The sequence below is a fragment of the Nocardioides sp. NBC_00368 genome (assembly GCF_036090055.1).
Taxonomy (GTDB): domain Bacteria; phylum Actinomycetota; class Actinomycetes; order Propionibacteriales; family Nocardioidaceae; genus Nocardioides.
Genome location: NZ_CP107970.1, coordinates 3,917,121 through 3,936,686, shown reverse-complemented (window position 1 = coordinate 3,936,686; position 19,566 = coordinate 3,917,121). Strand labels below are relative to the sequence as shown.

18 protein-coding genes are annotated in these 19,566 nt (G+C 69.1%); 16 read left to right on the top strand and 2 right to left on the bottom strand.

From position 1 onward, the window contains the following. Window positions 1-90: 90 nt before the first annotated feature. Window positions 91-990 carry an HAD family hydrolase gene (locus OG984_RS18755; protein WP_328527733.1) on the bottom strand — a complete coding sequence of 300 codons (900 nt, stop codon included), beginning with the start codon at window positions 988-990 and terminating at the stop codon, window positions 91-93. Window positions 991-1,211: 221 nt separating this feature from the next. Here OG984_RS18755 and OG984_RS18750 point away from each other — a divergent pair, with 221 nt between their 5' ends. The 8 genes from OG984_RS18750 to OG984_RS18715 all read left to right on the top strand — a co-directional run bounded on the left by OG984_RS18750 (window position 1,212) and on the right by OG984_RS18715 (window position 9,701). Then, window positions 1,212-1,451 (top strand): glutaredoxin family protein, encoded by a 240-nt coding sequence (locus tag OG984_RS18750; protein ID WP_328527732.1) that lies wholly within the window; start codon window positions 1,212-1,214, stop codon window positions 1,449-1,451. A 178-nt stretch (window positions 1,452-1,629) separates the two neighbouring features. Beyond that, window positions 1,630-2,355, top strand: coding sequence for a redox-sensing transcriptional repressor Rex (locus tag OG984_RS18745; RefSeq protein ID WP_328527731.1), 726 nt, complete (start codon window positions 1,630-1,632; stop codon window positions 2,353-2,355). Beyond that, the gene (locus OG984_RS18740; protein WP_328527730.1) at window positions 2,352-3,647 is read left to right on the top strand and encodes a glutamyl-tRNA reductase; all 1,296 of its coding nucleotides are present in this window, start codon (window positions 2,352-2,354) and stop codon (window positions 3,645-3,647) included. The genes OG984_RS18745 and OG984_RS18740 overlap by 4 nt, the downstream gene beginning before the upstream one ends. After that, window positions 3,644-4,654 (top strand): hydroxymethylbilane synthase, encoded by a 1,011-nt coding sequence (gene hemC, locus OG984_RS18735; protein ID WP_328527729.1) that lies wholly within the window; start codon window positions 3,644-3,646, stop codon window positions 4,652-4,654. Before OG984_RS18740 ends, hemC begins: the two co-directional genes overlap by 4 nt. Continuing rightward, complete coding sequence (locus tag OG984_RS18730; RefSeq protein ID WP_328527728.1) at window positions 4,651-6,336, top strand: uroporphyrinogen-III synthase; 1,686 nt, start codon at window positions 4,651-4,653, stop codon at window positions 6,334-6,336. The genes hemC and OG984_RS18730 overlap by 4 nt, the downstream gene beginning before the upstream one ends. Window positions 6,337-6,457: 121 nt before the next feature. After that, the gene (hemB, locus tag OG984_RS18725) at window positions 6,458-7,441 is read left to right on the top strand and encodes a porphobilinogen synthase (protein ID WP_328527727.1); all 984 of its coding nucleotides are present in this window, start codon (window positions 6,458-6,460) and stop codon (window positions 7,439-7,441) included. 66 nt (window positions 7,442-7,507) lie between these two features. Continuing rightward, window positions 7,508-8,227: a TetR/AcrR family transcriptional regulator gene (locus tag OG984_RS18720; protein WP_328527726.1), complete on the top strand. Its 720-nt coding sequence runs from the start codon at window positions 7,508-7,510 to the stop codon at window positions 8,225-8,227. A 217-nt stretch (window positions 8,228-8,444) separates the two neighbouring features. Beyond that, window positions 8,445-9,701: an IS30 family transposase gene (locus tag OG984_RS18715; protein ID WP_442940997.1), complete on the top strand. Its 1,257-nt coding sequence runs from the start codon at window positions 8,445-8,447 to the stop codon at window positions 9,699-9,701. A gap of 61 nt (window positions 9,702-9,762) precedes the next feature. Here OG984_RS18715 and OG984_RS18710 read toward each other — a convergent pair whose 3' ends face one another. Next, window positions 9,763-11,040, bottom strand: a complete 1,278-nt coding sequence (locus OG984_RS18710) for a lytic transglycosylase domain-containing protein (RefSeq protein ID WP_328527725.1) — start codon at window positions 11,038-11,040, stop codon at window positions 9,763-9,765. Window positions 11,041-11,375: 335 nt separating this feature from the next. Between OG984_RS18710 and OG984_RS18705 the strand changes: the two genes are divergently transcribed. The 8 genes from OG984_RS18705 (at window position 11,376) to OG984_RS18670 (ending at window position 19,561) form a co-directional block, all read left to right on the top strand. Then, complete coding sequence (locus OG984_RS18705) at window positions 11,376-13,157, top strand: LamG-like jellyroll fold domain-containing protein (RefSeq protein WP_328527724.1); 1,782 nt, start codon at window positions 11,376-11,378, stop codon at window positions 13,155-13,157. 45 nt (window positions 13,158-13,202) lie between these two features. Beyond that, window positions 13,203-14,528: a glutamate-1-semialdehyde 2,1-aminomutase gene (gene hemL, locus OG984_RS18700; protein ID WP_328527723.1), complete on the top strand. Its 1,326-nt coding sequence runs from the start codon at window positions 13,203-13,205 to the stop codon at window positions 14,526-14,528. Window positions 14,529-14,539: 11 nt separating this feature from the next. Then, window positions 14,540-15,202 (top strand): histidine phosphatase family protein, encoded by a 663-nt coding sequence (locus OG984_RS18695; RefSeq protein WP_328527722.1) that lies wholly within the window; start codon window positions 14,540-14,542, stop codon window positions 15,200-15,202. Between the two features lie 41 nt (window positions 15,203-15,243). After that, window positions 15,244-15,804: a TlpA family protein disulfide reductase gene (locus OG984_RS18690; protein WP_328532372.1), complete on the top strand. Its 561-nt coding sequence runs from the start codon at window positions 15,244-15,246 to the stop codon at window positions 15,802-15,804. Further along, window positions 15,801-16,559, top strand: a complete 759-nt coding sequence (locus tag OG984_RS18685) for a cytochrome c biogenesis CcdA family protein (protein ID WP_328527721.1) — start codon at window positions 15,801-15,803, stop codon at window positions 16,557-16,559. Before OG984_RS18690 ends, OG984_RS18685 begins: the two co-directional genes overlap by 4 nt. Before the next feature lie 65 nt (window positions 16,560-16,624). Beyond that, complete coding sequence (gene resB / locus OG984_RS18680) at window positions 16,625-18,250, top strand: cytochrome c biogenesis protein ResB (RefSeq protein WP_328527720.1); 1,626 nt, start codon at window positions 16,625-16,627, stop codon at window positions 18,248-18,250. Further along, window positions 18,243-19,244, top strand: coding sequence for a c-type cytochrome biogenesis protein CcsB (gene ccsB, locus OG984_RS18675; RefSeq protein WP_328527719.1), 1,002 nt, complete (start codon window positions 18,243-18,245; stop codon window positions 19,242-19,244). The genes resB and ccsB overlap by 8 nt, the downstream gene beginning before the upstream one ends. Continuing rightward, entirely contained in the window at window positions 19,241-19,561 is a 321-nt protein-coding gene (locus tag OG984_RS18670) for a DUF4229 domain-containing protein (protein ID WP_328527718.1), read from the top strand. Before ccsB ends, OG984_RS18670 begins: the two co-directional genes overlap by 4 nt. Window positions 19,562-19,566: the final 5 nt, after the last annotated feature.

The following is a 19,566-nucleotide window of genomic DNA, read 5'->3' as shown; positions in this document are numbered from 1 at the left end:
TCCCGAGCCGAAGTCGTGTCGGCGTGTGTTGGCAATTTCCCGACACGGGGGTGAATACCCGCCCGTGCATAAGGGTCGCCAACCGGCCGATCACTCCCGTCGTCCGCGCAGCGCGATCGCCACCGCGATCGCCCCTGTGGCCGCGCCGCCCAGGGCCGCGGTCACCACGCCGGCCCGGGCGGCCTTGCGCCCGGTGCGGTAGTCCCGGATCGGCCAGCTCTTCTCGCGGGCGTGGGCGCGCAGGCGCGCGTCCGGGTTGATCGCGCACGGATGCCCGACCAGCGAGAGCATCGGCAGATCGTTGTAGGAGTCGGAGTAGGCCGCGCAGCGAGACAGATCGAGGTTCTCACGTGCGGCGATCGCCTTGACGGCCTCCGCCTTGGCCGGCCCGTGCAGCATCTCGCCGACCAGCTCGCCGGTGTAGACGCCGTCCTCCGTGGCCGCCACCGTGCCGAGGGCGCCGGTGAGCCCGAGCCGCCGGGCGATGACCCGGGCGGCCTCGACCGGCGCGGCGGTCACCAGCCACACCCGCTGCCCCTGGTCGATGTGGGTCTGCGCGAGAGCCCGGGTGCCGGGCCAGATCCGGTGGGCCATGCCCTCGTCGAAGATCTCCTCCATGAGGCTCTCGACCTCTTCGGCGCGATGGCCGCGGATGAACGAGAGCGCCGACGAGCGCGCCGACTCCATGTGTGCCGGGTCCTCGACGCCGGCCACGCGGAAGTAGGCCTGTTTGTACGCGGCCGAGGCGATGTCCCGCGTACGGAAGAACTTGCGCCGGTACAGACCGCGGGCCAGGTGGAAGATCGTCGCGCCCTGCATGATCGTGTTGTCCACGTCGAAGAAGGCTGCCGCCGTCGGGTCTCCGCCTGCGGGGTAGAGCCAGGCTTCGATCTCCGCGGCCGCAGCCGATGCCTCGCCGGCGAGAGCCGAGCGGCGTTTGAGGTCTTTTCGCCGCAGCTCGGCGCGGCGGCGGTCGCTGGCGCTGCTCATTTCGCCAACAGTAGTGGTCCGGAGGCCCCAGCGGGACCCAGGTGCTGTTTCAGCATGTGGCGCCGAGCCATACGTCGTCCAGTGCGTGACCTGGCAAGGCGCCGCCCCGAAGGCATACCGGGCGTCTGTCGAGGGGTGGCAACGCCGCCAGGGTGCGTGCTGGGCGGCGTATGGCCGGCGCCTTCACATGCTGAAGCAGCGCCTGGTGCCAAGATGGTCGGATGGAACCGCGTGTGACCTTCTACACCCGTCAGGGCTGCCATCTGTGCGACGAGGCGAGGCTGGTCGTCGAGACGGTGGTCGGGGACGACTACACCGAGGTCGACATAGACGCCGACGAGGAGCTGCGCGAGCGCTTCACGAACGAGGTGCCGGTGACGTACGTCGACGGGAAGCAGCACGACTTCTGGCGTGTGTCCGAGGAGCGACTGAGGGCAGCGCTGGCGCGCTCCCCAGAATAACTGTCGATCGGCCCAATACCCTGAACAACCCCCCTCTGACAACTCCGCAAACACGTGTGCTAGCCGACGCTCTGCGAGTTTGTTCTCGCGGTCACAAAGTCCGTATGGTGGCTGAGCCGCAGGGCGATCCCGGGCTAAAAAGCCCCCGTCTGTGGCGCCGGCATTGAAAGAGCAGAGCGTGACGGCACGGAGTACGAATACGGGCGAGGGCAGCGGTGCCCACGACGCCCACCGGGACATCCCCGAGGCGACCGTCGCCCGGCTCCCGGTCTACCTCCGAGCGCTGACCTCGCTCGCAGAGCGCAACATCGCGTCCTGCTCCTCCGAGGAGCTCGCCACGGCCGCCGGGGTCAACTCGGCCAAGCTGCGCAAGGACCTCTCCTACCTGGGCTCCTACGGCACCCGTGGGGTCGGCTACGACGTCGACTACCTGAGCTACCAGATCGCCCGCGAGATCGGCGTCACCCACGACTGGCCGGTCATCATCGTCGGTATCGGAAACCTCGGTCAGGCGCTCGCCAACTTCTCCGGCTTCAGCAGCCGCGGCTTCCGCACCGTCGCCCTTCTGGACGCGGCAGAGCAGATGCAGGGCCGCACGGTCGCCGGGCTCGAGGTCCGGCCGTTCGCCGACCTGGCCGAGATCGTCGCGGCCGAGCAGGTCTCGATCGGCGTCATCTCGGTGCCTGCGACCGCGGCCCAGGACGTGGCCGACGCGATGGTCACGGCCGGCATCAGCAGCATCCTCAACTTCGCGCCCGCGGTGCTCAACGTGCCGCCGGGTGTCGACGTACGCAAGGTCGATCTCTCGATCGAGCTGCAGATCCTCGCGTATCACGAGTCGCGCAAGGCTGCAGAGGCGGACGAGACGGTGGACAATGGTTCCGAGGAAGGGATTACCGCATGAGTGTTCTGGTCGTCGGAATCTCCCACAACTCTGCGCCGGTCTCGCTGCTCGAGGCTGCGGCGGTGGACGCGGACGGTCTGCAGAAGCTCCTCACCGACGTGGCTGGTTGTGAACACGTCAGCGAGGCAGCGGTCATCGCGACCTGCAACCGCCTCGAGATCTACACCGAGGTCGAGCGCTTCCACGGCTCCGTCGAGGAGCTCTCCCGCCGCATCATCGAGGGCGCCGGCCAGACGCTCGAGACGATGCTGCCGCACCTCTACGTCCACTACGACGACGGCGCCGTCTCCCACCTGTTCAAGGTGGCCGCGGGGCTCGACTCGATGGCCGTGGGCGAGGGACAGATCCTCGGGCAGGCCCGTGCCGCTCTGCAGCTCGGCCAGGAGATGGGCACGGTCGGACCGGCGCTCAACAGCCTGTTCCAGCAGGCGCTCCGGGTCGGCAAGCGCTCGCGCGCGGAGACCGACATCGACCGGGCCGCACCCTCACTGGTGACGGCGTCGCTGGGCCGGGCGGCCCGAGCCGTGGGTGACGTACGCGGCAAGCGGGTCGCCGTCGTCGGCGCCGGTGCGATGGCCGGGCTGGCCACCGCCACCGTCTCCCGGATGGGGGCCGCGGACGTCGTCGTGGTCAACCGCACCACGGCCAACGCCGAGCGCCTCGCCAAGGAGTACGCCGCACGCGCGACGTCCCTCGACAAGCTGGCCGAGGAGATCGCGGCCGCCGACATCGTCATCACCTGCGCGGGCGCCAGCGGGCTGCTCGTCCCGGCCGACATGGTCGGCGACCGCAGCAGCCACCCGGTCGCGCTGATCGACCTCGCGCTGCCCCACGACATCGACCCCGCCGCGGCCTCGCTCCCGGGCGTGACCCTGATCGACCTGGCCGCCCTCGCCGACGAGCTGCACGCCTCGCCCGCCGGCAAGGAGGTGCTCGCGGTCCGCGACATCGTCACCCAGGAGGTCGCGGCCTTCCTGAGTGCCCGTCGCCAGTCCGCGGTCACGCCGACCGTCGTCGCGCTGCGGAGCATGGCCACCGGCGTCGTCGACGCCGAGATGGCCCGACTCGACGGTCGTCTCCCCGAGCTCGACTCGGCGACCCGCGCCGAGGTCCTCCGGACCGTACGCCGCGTGGCCGACAAGCTCCTCCACGAGCCGACCGTCCGGGTCAAGGAGCTCGCCAACGAGACCGGGGCGGTGTCCTACGCCGCGGCTCTCGCCGAGCTCTTCGCACTCGACCAGGACGCGGTCTCGGCCGTCACCCGGGCCGACGTCCCAGGAGACCACTCATGAGAACTCTTCGCCTCGGCACCCGCCGATCCCAGCTCGCCGTCACCCAGTCGACCCTCGTCGCGGAGATGCTCCGCGCCCAGGGCCACATCGTCGAGCTGGTCGAGATCGTCTCCGACGGCGATCGCACCCAGGCGTCGAACACCCCGCTGACCAGCGCGAACTCGACCGGCGTCTTCGTCAGTGCGCTGCGTGACGCGCTCCACGCCAAGGAGATCGACCTCGCGGTCCACTCGCTCAAGGACCTGCCGACCTACCCCGAAGAGGGCATCGAGCTGATCGCGATCCTGCCGCGCGAGGACCCGCGTGACGTGATCGTGGCCCGGGACGGCCTGACCCTCGGCGAGCTCCCGCCGGGCTCGCGGGTCGGCACCGGCTCGCCTCGACGCGTGGCCCAGATCAAGGCCCTCGGCCTCGGCCTGGAGCTCGCCGGCATCCGCGGCAACGTGGACACCCGCATCGGCAAGGTCCGCTCCGGGGAGTTCGACGCCGTCGTCCTCGCCCGTGCCGGCCTCGCCCGCATCGACCGCCTCGACGAGGTCACCGAGGTCCTCGACCCGATCCAGGTGCTGCCCGCGCCCGGTCAGGGGGCCCTGGCGGTCGAGTGCCGCGAGGGTGACGCCGACGCCGACGTACGCAAGATTCTGACCTCCCTCGACGACGCGCCCACCCGAGCTGCTGTCGAGGCGGAACGCGCGGTGCTCGCCACCCTCGAAGGTGGCTGTGCCGCGCCCATCGGGACCCTCGCCGACGTGGTGGAGGGTGAGGAAGGACCAGAGCTGTGGGTGCGGGCAGTGGCGCTCTCACTCGACGGCTCGCTCTCGGTTCGACTCTCCGCATCGGGGCCGCTCGACGACGCCGCAGGCGTCGGCCGCCGGCTCGCGGAGGAGATGCTCGCCGAGGGTGCAGCAGACCTGACCGACGATCCCGCGGACCCAGGCCAGGCTGTCATGGACACGGGCGGTTCCCCCCAGACCGCTCCCGAGCAGGACAAGGTGCACAACGCATGACCCGAGCAAAGACCACCGAGCAGACGGTCGAGCACAGCTCGACCACCCCACTGGGCTGGGTGTCCTTCGTCGGCAGCGGTCCCGGTGACCCTGAGCTGCTGACGGTACGGGCGATCGACCTGTTGAAGCAGGCCGATGTTGTCGTGACCGAGGCCCCCGAGCACGCATCATTGGTGCGCGGCGTACTCGGCATCCCCGAGCCGGTCGAGCCGGCCGAGGGTGAAGAGACCCCGGAACCGATCGGACCCGAGTTCATCGACGGCGGGTTCGGCGTGGACGGCCAGCCGCTGGCCAACGCCGCCCGTGCCAAGGCCGTCGTCAAGCAGGCGAAGCTGGGCAAGCGCGTCGTGCGCCTGATGACCGGCGACCCCTTCCTCTACGCCTCCGGCCCCGAGGAGGCGCAGTCCTGCGCCAAGGCGGGCATCGGCTTCGAGATCGTCCCCGGCGTCTCGTCGGTGTCGGCTGTTCCCGCCTACGCCGGCATCCCGCTGACGACCAAGGACCACCAAGAGGTCGCGGTCGTCACCTGCAACGAGAAGATCGACTGGAGCCAGTACGCGGACAACCGCACGCTCGTCCTCCTCTCCGGTGTCGGCATGATCGGTGACATCGCCAAGGAGCTCATCGCCGCGGGCCGTTCGGCCAAGACCCCGGTCGCGATCACCCGCGTCGGCACCACGACCGAGCAGGCGACGGTAGAGTCGACGTTGGAGAACATCGCCGTCGACGCTCGTGCCGCACGGATGGCGCCGCCGGCGATCGTGGTGATCGGCAAGGTGGTCAACTTGCGTGAGACGCTCTCGTGGTTCGAGACGAAGCCGCTCTTCGGCTGGCGCGTCCTGGTGCCGCGCACCAAGGAGCAGGCGCCGGCGCTGTCGCTGAAGCTGAAGGGCTTCGGCGCCGTGCCCGAGGAGGTCCCGACGATCTCCGTCGAGCCGCCGCGCAACCCGCAGCAGATGGACAAGGCCGTACGCGGCCTGGTCGAGGGCCGCTACAACTGGATCGCCTTCACCTCGATCAACGCGGTGCGTGCCGTGCGCGAGAAGTTCGACGAGTACGGCCTGGACTGCCGCGCCTTCTCCGGGCTGAAGATCGCCGCCGTCGGCGAGAAGACCGCGCAGGCGCTGGAGGCCTGGGGCCTGCGTCCCGACCTGGTGCCGCACACCGACAACCAGTCGGCCGCGGGTCTGCTCGAGGTGTGGCCGGAGTACGACGAGGACCTCGACCCGATCAACCGGGTCTTCCTCCCGCGCGCCGACATCGCCACCGAGAACCTCATCGCCGGCCTGGTCGACCTCGGCTGGGAGTGCGACGACGTGACCGCCTACCGCACCGTCCGGGCGGCCCCGCCGCCCGCGCCGACCCGCGACGCGATCAAGACGGGCAAGTTCGACGCGGTGGTCTTCACCTCCTCGTCCACGGTCCGCAACCTGGTCGGCATCGCGGGCAAGCCGCACACCTCCACGGTGATCGCGGCGATCGGTCCGGCCACCGCCAAGACCGCAGAGGAGCACGGCCTGCGCGTCGACGTGATGTCGCCGGAGCCGTCGATCGAAGCGCTCACCGAGGCGCTCGCCGCCTTCGGGGCCGCACGTCGTGCGTCGCTGGTCGAGCAGGGTCTGCCGGTCACCAAGCCGTCCGACCGACGCCCGGCCTCGCGCCGCCGTTCGCGTACGAGCTGAGGTTGCGTATGTTCGTCAAGGTATGCAGGCCAACCGTCACATCCCGTGCGGAACTCCGCCAGGGGAGTGGCTGTTCGGCTGCATACCTTGACGAACATCCACCCCACAACCAGGAGCACCGATGAGCATCGAGAAGCCCGTGATCCGTCCCCGCCGGCTGCGCCGCACGCCGATCATGCGCCGGATGGTCGCGGAGACGGCCGTACGTCCCGCCAACCTGGTCCTGCCCGCGTTCGTGCGCGAGGGGATCAGCGAGCCCGTTCCGGTCTCGACCATGCCGGGCGTGGTCCAGCACACTCGCGAGTCGCTGCGCAAGGCGGCGGCCGAGGCTGCGGCGGCCGGTATCGGCGGGATCATGCTCTTCGGCGTCCCGGAGACGAAGGACGCGGTCGGCTCGGGCGCACTGGACCCCGACGGCATCCTCAACGTGGCCATCGCCGACGTCGTCTCCGAGGTCGGCGACGCGCTCACGGTGATGAGCGACCTGTGCCTCGATGAGTTCACCGACCACGGCCACTGCGGTGTGCTGGCCGAGGACGGCTCCGTCGACAACGATGCGACCCTCGAGATCTACGCCCAGATGGCGATCGCCCACGCCGAGGCCGGCGTCGACATGGTCGGCCCGTCCGGGATGATGGACGGCCAGGTCGCGGTGACTCGCGACGTCCTCGACGGCGCCGGTCACACCGACGTCTCGATCCTCGCCTACTCCGCGAAGTACGCCTCCGCCTTCTACGGCCCCTTCCGTGAGGCGGTCGACTCCGCGCTCAAGGGCGACCGACGCACCTATCAGCAGGATCCGGCCAATGCGCTGGAGGGTGTCCGCGAGGCGCTTCTTGACGTGGCCGAGGGCGCCGATATCGTGATGGTCAAGCCCGGGCTCCCGTATCTCGACGTTCTCCAGCGAGTGCGTGAGTCTGTCGATGTTCCGGTGGCTGCCTACAACATCTCAGGAGAGTTCGCGATGTTGGAAGCCGCCGCCGCGAACGGCTGGATCGACCGCGAACCGGCGATCCTGGAGACACTCACCGCCTTCAAGAGGGCGGGCGCGGACGTCATTCTGACCTACTGGGCCACCGAAGCAGCTGGCTGGCTGCGAGGCTGACGTTCTCGCCTGACAGCCCGCCCAGCTCTGTGACGTGGAACATATCCGGAGAGTAGACTCGAGCCTGTGACCAATCGAGAGTTGGGCAGCCCCAAGCGCACCGGTCGGCCGCGCAACAGTGGACGCGATTCGGCGAATCCGCGCGAAGAGATCCTCAAAGAGGCATCCAGGCTCTTCACCGCTCAAGGGGTCGCCGCGACCACGATCAGTCAGATCGCCGAGTGCGTCGGACTGCGCCAGTCCTCGATGTACTACTACTACAAGTCCAAGGAGGAGATCCTCTCCGCCTTGATGGAGAAGAACCGCGAGTCGCTGACGCTCGCGGAGAAGCTTCTCGAGGAGGACGGCCCGGTCGCCTCGCGGCTCTACGCCTTCCTCTACACCGACGTGCGCCAGCTGTGCACCGCCCCGCTCGACTTCTACGAGCTGGAGGTGGCTGCGCTGGCTCAGCCGCAGGTCTTCGCGGGCTTCGAGGACGACGGCGACAAGCTCCGCGCCGCGGCCGCCCAGCTCCTCGAGCTGGGCGTCGACAGCGGTGAGCTGCGCCAGACCGATCCCGCAGCCACCGCACTGATGCTGCTCTCGCTCAACGAAGGCGCCCAGCACCGACTGTGGCACGGCCGCCGTGAGGACGAGAGGGCCCCTGGCGGCTCGGACGCCCTGGCCCAGTCGGTCGCCGACTACCACCTCAGCTCCCTGCTCGCCGACGCGTCCTCCCTGCCCGCGGTCCGTGAGGCCGGCCTGGACTTCGTCACCGAGTACGAGGACGACGAGCCCGCCGCCTGATCAGTCGTCGAGAACACGAAGGGCCCCGCCGTGACGACGGGCTCTAGCGATCCCCGCAACACCCTGAGTTTCAGGAGTTGCGGGGATCGTGTTGTCTGCGGAGTTGAAGGTTCGGTTCTTCGAGGCGCTGGATCGTGAGGGTGGCAGTGTCTCGGCGGCTGCGCGTGTGGTCGGGATGAACCGGAACACGGCCTATGCGTGGGCGCGGAAGGCCGGGATGCGTGCTCAGGGCACGCCTGGCGGCAGGGGCGGGCATCCAGGGCGTGCGGAGTATGACCGGCTTCGCTCCTCAGGGGTTCGGCGGCGGGAAGCTGCTGCCCAGGTTGGGATCCACGAGCGGACCGCTGAGGACTGGGACAAGGGGATCCGGAAGAGCAACGGCTCGCGCCTTCGTCCTGATGGGCGTCGGGTGGTTTACAACACGGGGATGACCACCCACGTGGATGCGCGGCGAGCGCCGGCGATGACGGTGTTGGAAGCAGATCTGCATCCGCGGTTCTTGACACTGGCAGAGCGCGAGACGATCGCAGACCTGCGTCAGCACAAGGCCTCGCTGCGCGAGATCGGGCGGCAGCTAGGTCGGCCGGCCTCGACGATCAAGCGGGAGCTGGACAACCGGTCAGTCGATGGTGTCTACCGTCCCTACGCTGCTCAGCGGGGCTGGGCCACAGACCGTGCCAGGCCGAAGCACAGCAAGCTCGCTGCGGGCGGTCGGTTGCGCGATTTCGTCACCGGCAAGCTCGCGGTGCACTGGTCGCCCGAGCAGATCTGCCACGCTCTGGTCAAAGAGTTCCCCGACGACGAGAGCATGCGTGTGAGCGCCGAGACGATCTACCAAGCCATCTACGTCCAGGCCCGTGGCGGTCTACGGCGCGAGGTGGCCGCAGCGCTGCGGACTGGCCGCACCCGCCGCAAACCACGCAAGCAGCCCGACCAGCGCACACCGCGGTTCATCGACCCGATGGTGATGATCTCTGAGCGGCCACCAGAGGTCGAGGACCGTGCTGTGCCCGGTCATTGGGAAGGCGATCTGATCGTCGGCACCCGCAGCGAGTCCGCGATCGTGACCCTGGTCGAGCGCAGCACCCGATACGTGATGCTCGGACACCTCCCGGGCGGGCACACCGCCGAGGAAGTCCGTGACGTGCTGGTTCCGTTGATCGGGTCGCTTCCCGCCCACCTGCGTGGCTCGTTGACCTGGGACCAAGGCTGCGAGATGGCCGCCCACAAACAGTTCACGGTCGCCACGAACGTACCGGTCTACTTCTGCGACCCCCACTCGCCGTGGCAGCGCGGGTCGAACGAGAACACCAACGGCCTGCTACGTCAGTACTTTCCCAAGGGCACCGACCTATCCATCCACGGGGCCGAAGACCTCGAGCACGTCGCCCAGGAACTCAACGCCCGACCACGCAAAACGCTCGACTGGGATACCCCAGCCGAGCGTCTGCGTGATCTACTGACAGCCACTTAGGTCATCAGGTGTTGCAAGGACCCCTAGAATCCGCCGACGGCGGGGCCCTTCGGCTGTCGGATCAGTTGCCGGTGAGCGCACCGAACAGGCTGCCGAGAATGCCCTTGAGGATCAGCGTGAGGACGTTGTTCACGGTTGCGTTGACCTGCTCGAGCGTCTTGCCGGCCATGGCATTCACGCACTGGATCAGCGCCTGGCCGGACTGGTTCGCGCTCAGGAGCGGGTACTTCGCCAACTCCCTCTGGCACGCGGCAAGGATCTGGCTGGGCGTCGCTACGACCGTCTCGACCGTGTTCTTCAGCGGCTCGGTCACCGCCTCTGCAGCACCGCCGGTGCTGCCGCCATCGCCCCCGGTGCCGCCCCCGGTGCCACCGCCGGTGCTCCCGCCGGGCGTCTCCCCGGACGGAGCCTCGCTGGACGGGCCGGACGGGGACTGCGAGGAGCCGCCGCGCGGGCCGGCCTGCTGGCCGCCTGCCTTCAGCTCGCGGCCCTTCTGCTTGGACGACTTGGGAGCCTCCATCCGCGGGATGGCGTAGTCGACCGGGACCGTGCTGTTCGGGATCGAGGTGAACTCACCGGAGCGGTAGGCCTCGGCGATACCGAGCACCGTCGTGACGTACGTCTGGCTGTGGTTGTAGCGGAAGACCGCGGCCCGCGCGCCCTGGTCGGTGGAGAGGTCGTCATCGCCGGAGCAGAGGTAGACGGCGCTGGCGAGGGCGGCGTCGTTGATGTCCTGGGGGTTGCGCTTGCCGTCACCGTCGGCGTCGACACCGACCATCGCCCAGGTGGAGGGGATGAACTGCATCGGGCCGACCGCGCGGTCGTAGCTGGTGTCACCGTCGTACTGCCCACCGTCGGTGTCGGTGATCTGGGAGACGTTGCCCTTGCCGTTGAGCGGCACTCCGTAGATGCCCGGGGTGGAGACGCCCTCGGCGGTGAGCCGGTTGTTGTTGGCGCGGCCGTGGTTGGACTCGACCCGGCCGATCGCAGCGATCAGCGGCCAGTCGATCCGGCAGGAGGCGTCCGCGGCGTTGATGACCGTCGCCGCACGCTGATAGGCGGCGAGCGCGGCGGACGGGATGCCGGCGGCGCTGGCCGTGCCCGGGAGCGACTTGTCGCCCTGGTTGGTCGAGGCGGACACGCTCGCCGGCGCCTCGATCGCCTCGGACGGCACCGAGGTGCCGTCGGGCAGGCTGAACGCGTCGTCGTATCTCGTCCCTGATGCGGTGGCACTCGACTGCGTCAGACCGGTGACGTTGACCGTCCAAGCCGCGCTCAGCAGCGCAAGCGGGACGAGCGCGGTCGCCTTCTGAAGGCGGTTGTAGCGCGTAGCGGACATCGAATCTCCCTCTCAATCCCCAGGGCCGAAGGTCCCAGGTCTTGCTCCCCAAATCGCAACGTTCTCAACGAACCGTCTCACGTCAAAGTTACGCTCGTCACGTTTTACTGGAACATTGCGTTCCAGTAACCGAGACGCTGATGAGACGCAGGTTGTTGCGACTCATGACGGAGAAACGACAGGCCGACCGTACGACATTTTGGTAACCGCTGTCTCTCGTTACGGAAACAGCGAAGTCAAAGCAAAGAAGCGCGGCCGGGGCGTTGGTACGTTCCGTGCGCTGCGCCGCCTCGGGACCGGCTCGCCCTTTCGTTTCTCTGGAGTCAGGAGTTCCCATGCGTCGCGCGTCGTCCCTCTTCGTCACCGGTCTCGGTGCGGCACTGGCCGCCGCATCCTTCGGCCCGGGGGCCGCGATCGCAGCGCCCCTCGATTCCGCTCCACTGGCGCCGGTCGTGTCCAGCCTCGACTTCCCCGAATGCAGCTCGGTGTGTCCCCACACCGGCAACCACGTAGGCGAGACGGGCACGTTCCAGCTCGAAGCCGCCACTGGCGACGTCGATGTGGATGCGTACCGATGGTCTGTCGCCGGCGCTGCCGAGGGTGAGCCGGCGGGGTGGAGTGAGCCCGTAGCGACCAAGGCCGGCAAGCCCCGCTCGATCGCGTTCACGCCGACCGCGTCCGGGCTCCGGACAGTGAGCTTTCAGGCCCACGACAAGGCAGATTCGTGGGGGTCCGTGGCGACCTATACCTTTTATGTGCCCCGCAACGCTCCCCAGGTGGCCTGGTCCTTCGATGACCCGAATGCCCCCGGTGCCAACACCGGCCAGGACCCCGCCGTCGGCGACCTGAACCTCGGAGGCGCGGCGACGTCGCCGCTCGGTCGCAACGACATCGGCCTGCGGTTCAACGCGGGAGAGCCTGCGACGGCGACGTCAGGGATCTCGACCGCCAACGACTTCACCGTCGCGCTGTGGGCGCACGTCGACGCCGCCGAGTCGATGACCCTCGTCTCGGCGACCTCGCCGGAGGGCAACGCGCTCGAGATCGGGTACGACGCGAGCACCCGCAGCTGGGTGGCCGGACGGCGCTCGGCGACGAGCGCCGAGCTCGCCTCGGTCGCGGGTAGCCAGGGCACCTGGACGCACCTCGCGGTCACGTATCGGGCCGCTGCCGACGAGCTCACGCTCTGGGTCGACGGGGTGGCGCGGTCCAGCGTGACGTACGCCTCGGAGGCCTGGGACAGCTCCAGCTGGACGCTGGGCTGCGGCGGCGCCTCGACCACCGGGACCGCTTGCGCGACGGCGATGGTGGATGAGGTCGGAATCTGGGACAACGCGGCGATCGGGTCTGTGATCGCCGAGCGGGTGGCTCTCCAGACCAGCGACGGCTACGCGACCAGCATGGCCGCCGAGTGGAACCTCGGCGTCAGCACCGACACCGTCGAGTCGGGCGTACTGACCGACCGCTCCTTCGGTGCCCGGCTTCAGGTCGAGGGCGCCGGGAGTCAGTACCTCTCGGACGGGGTCCTGTCGCTTCCGGGCCTGCCCGAGCAGAGCATCACTTCGAACCACCCGCTGACGGATTCGGCGGTGGCCTTCTCGGCCGCCGCGTCCGTACGTCTCACCGACCCGACGCGTCCAGCGGTCATCGCGCAGCAGGCGGGTGAGAGTGCGACCGCGTGGACGCTCGGCTATCGCGTCAAGAGCGACGGGACGGGCGGACAGTTCTACTTCCGCATCGCCGGCGGCGACAGGACGGACGCCGAGGTCGCCGAGGTTCGGGCCGACGTCTGGACCCCTGAGGACGTCAACGTCGTGATCGGTGTCTACAACGCAGAACGACGACAGATCGAGATCTACCTCAACGGACTCTCGCCGCAATTCGGCGACGGCAGCGCCGAGGGCGAGATGCCGGTGGCGTCCTTCACCACGCCGTGGACCGCCCGGGGCGGGTTCGAGGTCGGCAACGGGACGACGACAGCTGATCTCGCCGGGCCCGCCGCGCCGCTTGCCGGAGAGCTCGTCGGCGTATGGCAGTACGCGGGTGCCCTCAGCGCGAACGACATCTTCAACGCCGATCCTGGCTTGCCGCCGGGGGCTGCGGGCGCCGCCGGCTGAGGCCGAAAAATGGGGATTCGGGGGCCCCTCGGTGAGAATGACCCGGTGCCTCACGACATCTCACCCCTGTCCGCAGCGGCATCCGAAGCGCTCTTCGCCCGTGCGAAGGCGGTGACCCCGGGCGGCGTGAACTCGCCCGTGCGCGCCTTCAACGCGGTGGGTGGCACGCCGCGCTTCATCCGGGAGGCGAAGGGGGCGTGGCTGACCGACGTCGACGGGAACGAGTACGTCGACCTGATCTGCTCCTGGGGCCCCATGCTGCTGGGCCACGCCCATCCCGAGGTCCAGGCCGCCGTCCTGGAGGCGGTCACGCGCGGCACGTCCTACGGGACGCCGACGACCCCGGAGGTCGAGCTCGCGGAGGAGATCGTGAGCAGGGCGCCGGTCGAGAAGGTGCGGTTCGTCAGCAGCGGCACCGAGGCGACGATGTCGGCCATCCGGCTGGCACGAGGGTTCACCGGACGCGACGTGATCCTCAAGTTCGCCGGCAACTACCACGGCCACGTGGACTCGCTCCTCGCCAGCGCGGGCTCCGGGCTGGTCACCCACGCGATCCCGGGCACCCCGGGCGTGCCCGAGAGCAGCACCGAGCTCACGATCGTGCTGCCCTACAACGACCGGGCCGCGGTCACGGCGGCGTTCGAGGAACACGCAGGCCGGGTGGCCTGCGTGATCACCGAGGCCTCACCCGGCAACATGGGCGTCGTGCCGCCCGAGCCCGGTTTCAACGAGTTCCTCGCCACCACCTGCGCGAGCAACGGCGCCCTGTTCATCTCCGACGAGGTGATGACCGGGTTCCGGGCCAGCAAGCAGGGTCAGTGGGGCCTGGACGGCAAGAACGAGGGGTGGACGCCCGACCTGGTCACCTTCGGCAAGGTGATGGGCGGTGGGTTCCCGGCGGCGGCCTTCGGTGGCCGCGCCGACGTGATGGGCTCGCTCAGCCCCGACGGGCCGGTCTACCAGGCCGGCACGCTCTCCGGGAACCCGGTCGCGACCACCGCCGGCCTCACGACGCTGCGGCTGGCGACCGACGAGGTCTACGACCACATCGGGAAGGCCGCGGAGACCGTCAAGGAGGCGGTCGCGGAGACCTTCACCAAGGTCGGCCTCCCGCACGTCATCCAGTCCACCGGCACGATGTTCTCGGTGTTCTTCACCGACGAGCGGGTGCGCAACTTCGACGAGGCCAAGACCACCGACGAGGCGGCGTACAAGGCCTTCTTCCACGCCATGCTCGACCAGGGCGTCTACCTGCCGCCGAGCGCCTACGAGGCCTGGTTCCTGTCGTCCGCCCACGACGAGCGGGCGATCTCCCGGATCACGGAGGCGCTTCCGTACGCCGCCGAGGCTGCTGCAAAGGGACTGTTGTGAAAGGTGAAGGGATGAGTATCGAGACCACGGTTCACCTGCTGCGTCATGGTGAGGTGCACAACCCGGAGGGCATCCTCTATGGCCGCCGGCCCGGGTTCAACCTCTCCGAGCTCGGCCTGCAGATGGCCGAGCGGGTCGCCGACCGGATCGGCGGACAGGACATCACCCACGTGATCTCCAGCCCGCTCGAGCGCGCCCGGCAGACCGCCGGGCCGCTGGCGAAGGCGCTCGGTCTCGACATCTCGCTCGACGAGCGGGTGCTCGAGTCGGAGAACCTCTTCGTCGGCAAGAGCTTCAAGGACGGCAAGGGCCCGCTCAAGGACCCCAAGGTCTGGCCGAAGCTGCTCAACCCGTTCAAGCCGTCGTGGGGCGAGCCCTACCTGGAGATCGTGGCCCGGATGATGGCCGCGATCCACGACGCCCGCGACCTGGCCCGGGGCCACGAGGCGGTCATCGTCTCCCACCAGCTCCCGATCTGGACCACCCGGCTGCACATCGAGGGCCGCAGCTTCCTGCACGACCCGCGGCGCCGCCAGTGTGCGCTGTGCTCGCTGACCTCGCTGCACTTCGTCGACGACGAGTTCGTCGCGCTCTCCTACAGCGAGCCGGCCGGTGACATGCTGCCGGCGAAGGACAAGTACGCGCCGTTCTCGGCCGGCGACGCGGAAGATTAACGGGTCTCTCAGGTTTGTCAGGAAGAGTCCTGCGCGTGCGTATGAAGTTTGGTGGCCTCGTCCTCACCGTGGTGATGGTGGGGCTGCTGGCCGCATGCGGGCAGAACGGCACGAACGAAGCCGGCTACATCTCCGGCGACGGCCGCACCCAGGAGATCCCGGTCGCCGACCGCGGCGAGCCGGTCGAGCTGACCGGCGAGACCCTCGAGGGCAAGCCGTTCGACCTCGCCGACACCCGTGGCAAGGTCACGGTGCTCAACGTGTGGTGGACCGGCTGCGCGCCGTGCCGCAAGGAGATGCCGATGCTCCAGGCCGCCTATGAGGAGCTGGGTGACGAGGTCGCCTTCGTGGGGCTCAACACCCGCGACGCCTCGGCCGCCCAGGGGCTGGCGTTCGAGCGGCACTACGGCGTCGAGTACCCGTCGGTCTACTCGCCCGACGGTGCCGCCGTCCTCGCCCTGAAGGGGTCGCTGGCGCCCCGCGCCATCCCGGCCACCGCGATCCTCGACACCGAGGGGCGCGTGGCCGCGCTGATCCGCGGCGAGATCCCGTCGGCACGTACGCTCGACGAGCTCATCTCGACAGCGGGGAAGACGTCGTGACGGACTGGTTCGCGAGCACCGCCGGGAGCGGGTCGCTGATGCTGGCCATCCCGATCGCGCTGCTGGCCGGGTTTCTCTCGTTCGTCTCGCCGTGCACGCTGCCCATGCTGCCGGGCTATCTCTCCTATGCGACGGGCCTGTCCGGCACCGACCTCGCCTCCGGCGACGTACGCCGCGGCCGGATGCTGGCGGGGTCCCTGCTCTTCATGGCCGGATTCTCTTTGGTCTTCGTGCTGTTGGGGCTTGCCGCGGGCGGGATCGCCTTCAAGCTGGTCGCGTTCCAGGAGACCGGCACCAAGATCCTTGGTGTGCTCTCGATCATCATGGGGATCGCGTTCATGGGCTTCATCCCGCTGCTCCAGCGCGACGTGAAGTTCCACAAGGTGCCGGCCGTCGGGCTGGCCGCGGCGCCGCTGCTCGGCTTCCTCTTCGGGCTCGCGTGGACCCCGTGCACCGGGCCAACGCTCGGGGTCATCCTCACCCTCGCCTACGACCAAGGCACCGTCGCGCGCGGCGGTCTGCTGCTCGCGGTCTATGCCCTAGGGCTCGGCATCCCGTTCGTGCTCGTCGCTGTGATGTGGCGCCGGGCCACTGTCACGCTGGACTGGTTCCGCCGCCACACCCGCGCGATCACGATCATCGGCGGCGTCGTGATGATCCTGATCGGGATCGCCATGCTCACCGGCTGGTGGGACAACGGCATGCAATGGCTCCAGGTCCAGGTCGTGCAACGCTGGGAGGGCATCGCACTGTGAACGATATGCACCCTGCCCGGCGTGGCGCGCCCTCGTCTGGACTGAGTGGAGCGAGCGACGAAGGAGTGAGCGCAGCGAAGGAAGACGAGGGTTACGAGCGCCGCGCCCGTCGCGCGGAGCGCGACAATGTATACCGCCCGGGCGAGCTGAACGCTCGCGAGCTGGCGCGCTGGGGCTGGCGCCAGCTGACCTCGATGCGTACGGCACTGATCCTGCTTCTGCTGCTCGCGCTCGCGGCCGTGCCGGGGTCGCTGATCCCGCAGGACGGCGTCGACTCGCTCAAGGCCGACCAGTGGCGCGAGGCGCACACGACGCTGACGCCGATCTACGAGAAGCTCGGCCTCTTCAACGTGTACTCGACGCCGTGGTTCGCGGCCATCTACCTGCTGCTGATGGTCTCGCTCGTCGGCTGCATCATCCCGCGCTGCCTGGTCTACGCGAAGGCCATGCGCGCTCAGCCGCCGGCGACGCCGGCCAAGCTGACCCGGCTGCCCGACTCCGCCTCGTACGTCACCGATCAGGAGCCGGAGGAGGTCCTCGCCGCCGCGCGCAAGCAGCTCCGCGGCTACCGCCTCCGCAAGACCGAGTCGTCTTCCGGGGCAGACGGTGATTCCGTCTCGGCGGAGAAGGGCTATCTCCGCGAGGCCGGCAACCTGGTCTTCCACATGTCGCTGATCATCGTGCTGGTCGCGTTCGCGACCGGCAGCCTGTTCGGCTACAAGGGTGGCGTGATCGTGCTGGTGGGGGAGGAGTACGGCTTCGCCAACGAGCTCTCGCAGTACGACGACTTCAAGCCCGGCTCGCTCTTCGCCCCTGAGGACCTCGACGACTTCAGCTTCAAGATCGACGACTTCAAGGCGGAGTGGCTGACCACCGGCGCGGGTGCCGGGACCGCACGCGGGTTCAACTCGAAGATCCGCTACACGGCGGGCACGAGCGAGGAGAAGACCTACGACCTGAAGGTCAACCACCCGCTGACCATCGGCGGGACCGACGTCTTCCTGCTGGCCCACGGCTACGCGCCGGTGATCACGGTGCGCGACGGCGAGGGCAACGTCGCCTACTCCGGCCCGACGATCTTCCTCCCGCAGAGCCAGAACCTGCTCTCCTTCGGGGTCGTGAAGGCGCCGTACGCCTCGCCCGAGGAGCTCGGCTTCCAGGGGTTGTTCTACCCGTTCGAGGGCACGGTCGACGGGGAGCCGGTCAACCTGATGGGCGACATCGGCGACGGCTCGCACGCGATGCTCTCGCTGCAGGGTTTCCGCGGCGACCTCAACCTCGACGCCGGGCCGCAGTCGGTCTACGCGCTCGACACGTCCAAGGCCAACATGATGTCGCCCGACGAGTCGGGGAAGGCGTTCAACCTGCGCCTGGGCGAGACCGTCGAGCTGCCCGACGGGCTCGGTTCGGTCTCGTTCGACGACGTCCAGCAGTGGAACCGGGTGCAGATCTCGAAGTCGCCCGGCAAGGAGTGGGCGCTGCTCGGTGTCTCCCTCGCCCTGGTGGGTCTGCTCGGGTCGCTCTTCATCCGTCCGCGGCGAGTGTGGGTTCGCGCCCGCCGAGCCGATGGGGGCACACTGGTCGAGATCGCCGCCCTCGACCGCTCCGGCGGCGGGGACACCGCTGCCGTTGTCACCGACCTCGTCGAGGCACTACGAGGCGCGCGAACACAGGAGGAGAAGGATGTCTGACCACACCTGGGGCGTTCTCAGCAACCAGGCCATCACGGCCGCCGGGGTCGTCTACTTCCTGGCGCTGCTCTGCGCGCTGGTCGAGTGGTCGGCCTGGCAGTCGCGCGCCCGGGCTGCGGTCGCGGCGAAGGAGCTCGTCGGCGCCGGCGCTCCGGCGGACGAGACCGCTGCCGAGCCGAACGCTGCCGATGCCGTACGCGAGCAGCGGGCCGCCCTCTTCGGACGCCTCAGCCTGCTGCTGACCGGGATCGCGGTCGTGTGCCACTTCGGGGCGCTGGTCGCCCGCGGGATGGCCGCCGACCCGAACCGGGTGCCGTGGGGCAACATGTACGAGTTCACGATCTCGGGCTCGTTCGTGGTGGCGGCTGCGTACGTCGTCCTGCACCGGCGTCTGAAGCTGGCCTGGATGGCGCCGTGGGTGCTCGGGTTCACCGTCGTGGTGCTGATGCTGGCCGTCGTCGGGCTCTACGAGCCGGTCGCGCCGCTGACCGAGGCGCTCAACTCCTACTGGCTGGTCATCCACGTCATCGCCGCCATCATCGCCACCGGCGGGTTCACGCTGGGCGGCATCGCGGCGGTGGCGTACCTGCTGAAGTCGCGCTTCCCCGACGCCGCCCTGCTGGCGCGGGTGCCCGAGCTGGACGCCCTCGACCGGGTCTCCTACCGGATCCACGCGTTCGCGTTCCCGGTGTGGACCTTCGGCGTGCTGATCTCCGGGCCGATCTGGGCGCACGAGGCCTGGGGATCCTACTGGAACTGGGACCCCAAGGAGGTCTGGGCGTTCATCACCTGGGTCGTCTACGCGGGCTACCTGCACGCGCGCGCGACCGCCGGCTGGAAGGGCAAGAAGGCCGCGATCGTCGCGCTGATCGGCCTCGCCACGCTGTGGTTCAACTTCATCGGCATCAACTACTTCTCGTCCACCTCGCAGCATTCGTACGCAGCGCCCGCGGCCCCGGCTGTTGTCGAGCTCACTGAGGGAGCCTCACGATGAAAGAGTTCTGGATCTACACCGGCCTGCGGCTGCTGTCGCTGGTCGCCACCTTCGGCATCGTGGCGGGCATCTGGTCGCTCGTCGCGGGCGAGGTCGACATCTTCCTCTCGGTGATCGTGGCGTTCGTGATCAGCGGCGTACTCTCGTTCTTCGTGCTCGACCCGCAGCGGCGGGCCTTCGCCGAGAAGGTCGAGGCCAGGGCCGCGAAGGCGGTCGAGGCCGCCCGCGCCAAGGAGGACGCCGAGATCGACACCGCGGCCGACACCGAGGCCGACACCCCCTCGAACGGCGAAGGCGATAGCCACAAGGTCTCCTGACCTGG

Bases quoted from the DNA above. Each gene is read 5' to 3' on its own strand.
- OG984_RS18715 (WP_442940997.1), top strand. From the start codon at position 8,445: ATGCGTGCTCAGGGCACGCCTGGCGGCAGGGGCGGGCATCCAGGGCGT.
- OG984_RS18690 (WP_328532372.1), top strand. From the start codon at position 15,244: ATGAAGTTTGGTGGCCTCGTCCTCACCGTGGTGATGGTGGGGCTGCTG.
- OG984_RS18670 (WP_328527718.1), top strand. From the start codon at position 19,241: ATGAAAGAGTTCTGGATCTACACCGGCCTGCGGCTGCTGTCGCTGGTC.
- OG984_RS18750 (WP_328527732.1), top strand. From the start codon at position 1,212: ATGGAACCGCGTGTGACCTTCTACACCCGTCAGGGCTGCCATCTGTGC.
- OG984_RS18740 (WP_328527730.1), top strand. From the start codon at position 2,352: ATGAGTGTTCTGGTCGTCGGAATCTCCCACAACTCTGCGCCGGTCTCG.
- OG984_RS18695 (WP_328527722.1), top strand. From the start codon at position 14,540: ATGAGTATCGAGACCACGGTTCACCTGCTGCGTCATGGTGAGGTGCAC.
- hemC (WP_328527729.1), top strand. From the start codon at position 3,644: ATGAGAACTCTTCGCCTCGGCACCCGCCGATCCCAGCTCGCCGTCACC.
- OG984_RS18755 (WP_328527733.1), bottom strand. From the start codon at position 990: ATGAGCAGCGCCAGCGACCGCCGCCGCGCCGAGCTGCGGCGAAAAGAC.
- OG984_RS18705 (WP_328527724.1), top strand. From the start codon at position 11,376: ATGCGTCGCGCGTCGTCCCTCTTCGTCACCGGTCTCGGTGCGGCACTG.
- hemB (WP_328527727.1), top strand. From the start codon at position 6,458: ATGAGCATCGAGAAGCCCGTGATCCGTCCCCGCCGGCTGCGCCGCACG.
- OG984_RS18730 (WP_328527728.1), top strand. From the start codon at position 4,651: ATGACCCGAGCAAAGACCACCGAGCAGACGGTCGAGCACAGCTCGACC.
- OG984_RS18710 (WP_328527725.1), bottom strand. From the start codon at position 11,040: ATGTCCGCTACGCGCTACAACCGCCTTCAGAAGGCGACCGCGCTCGTC.
- ccsB (WP_328527719.1), top strand. From the start codon at position 18,243: ATGTCTGACCACACCTGGGGCGTTCTCAGCAACCAGGCCATCACGGCC.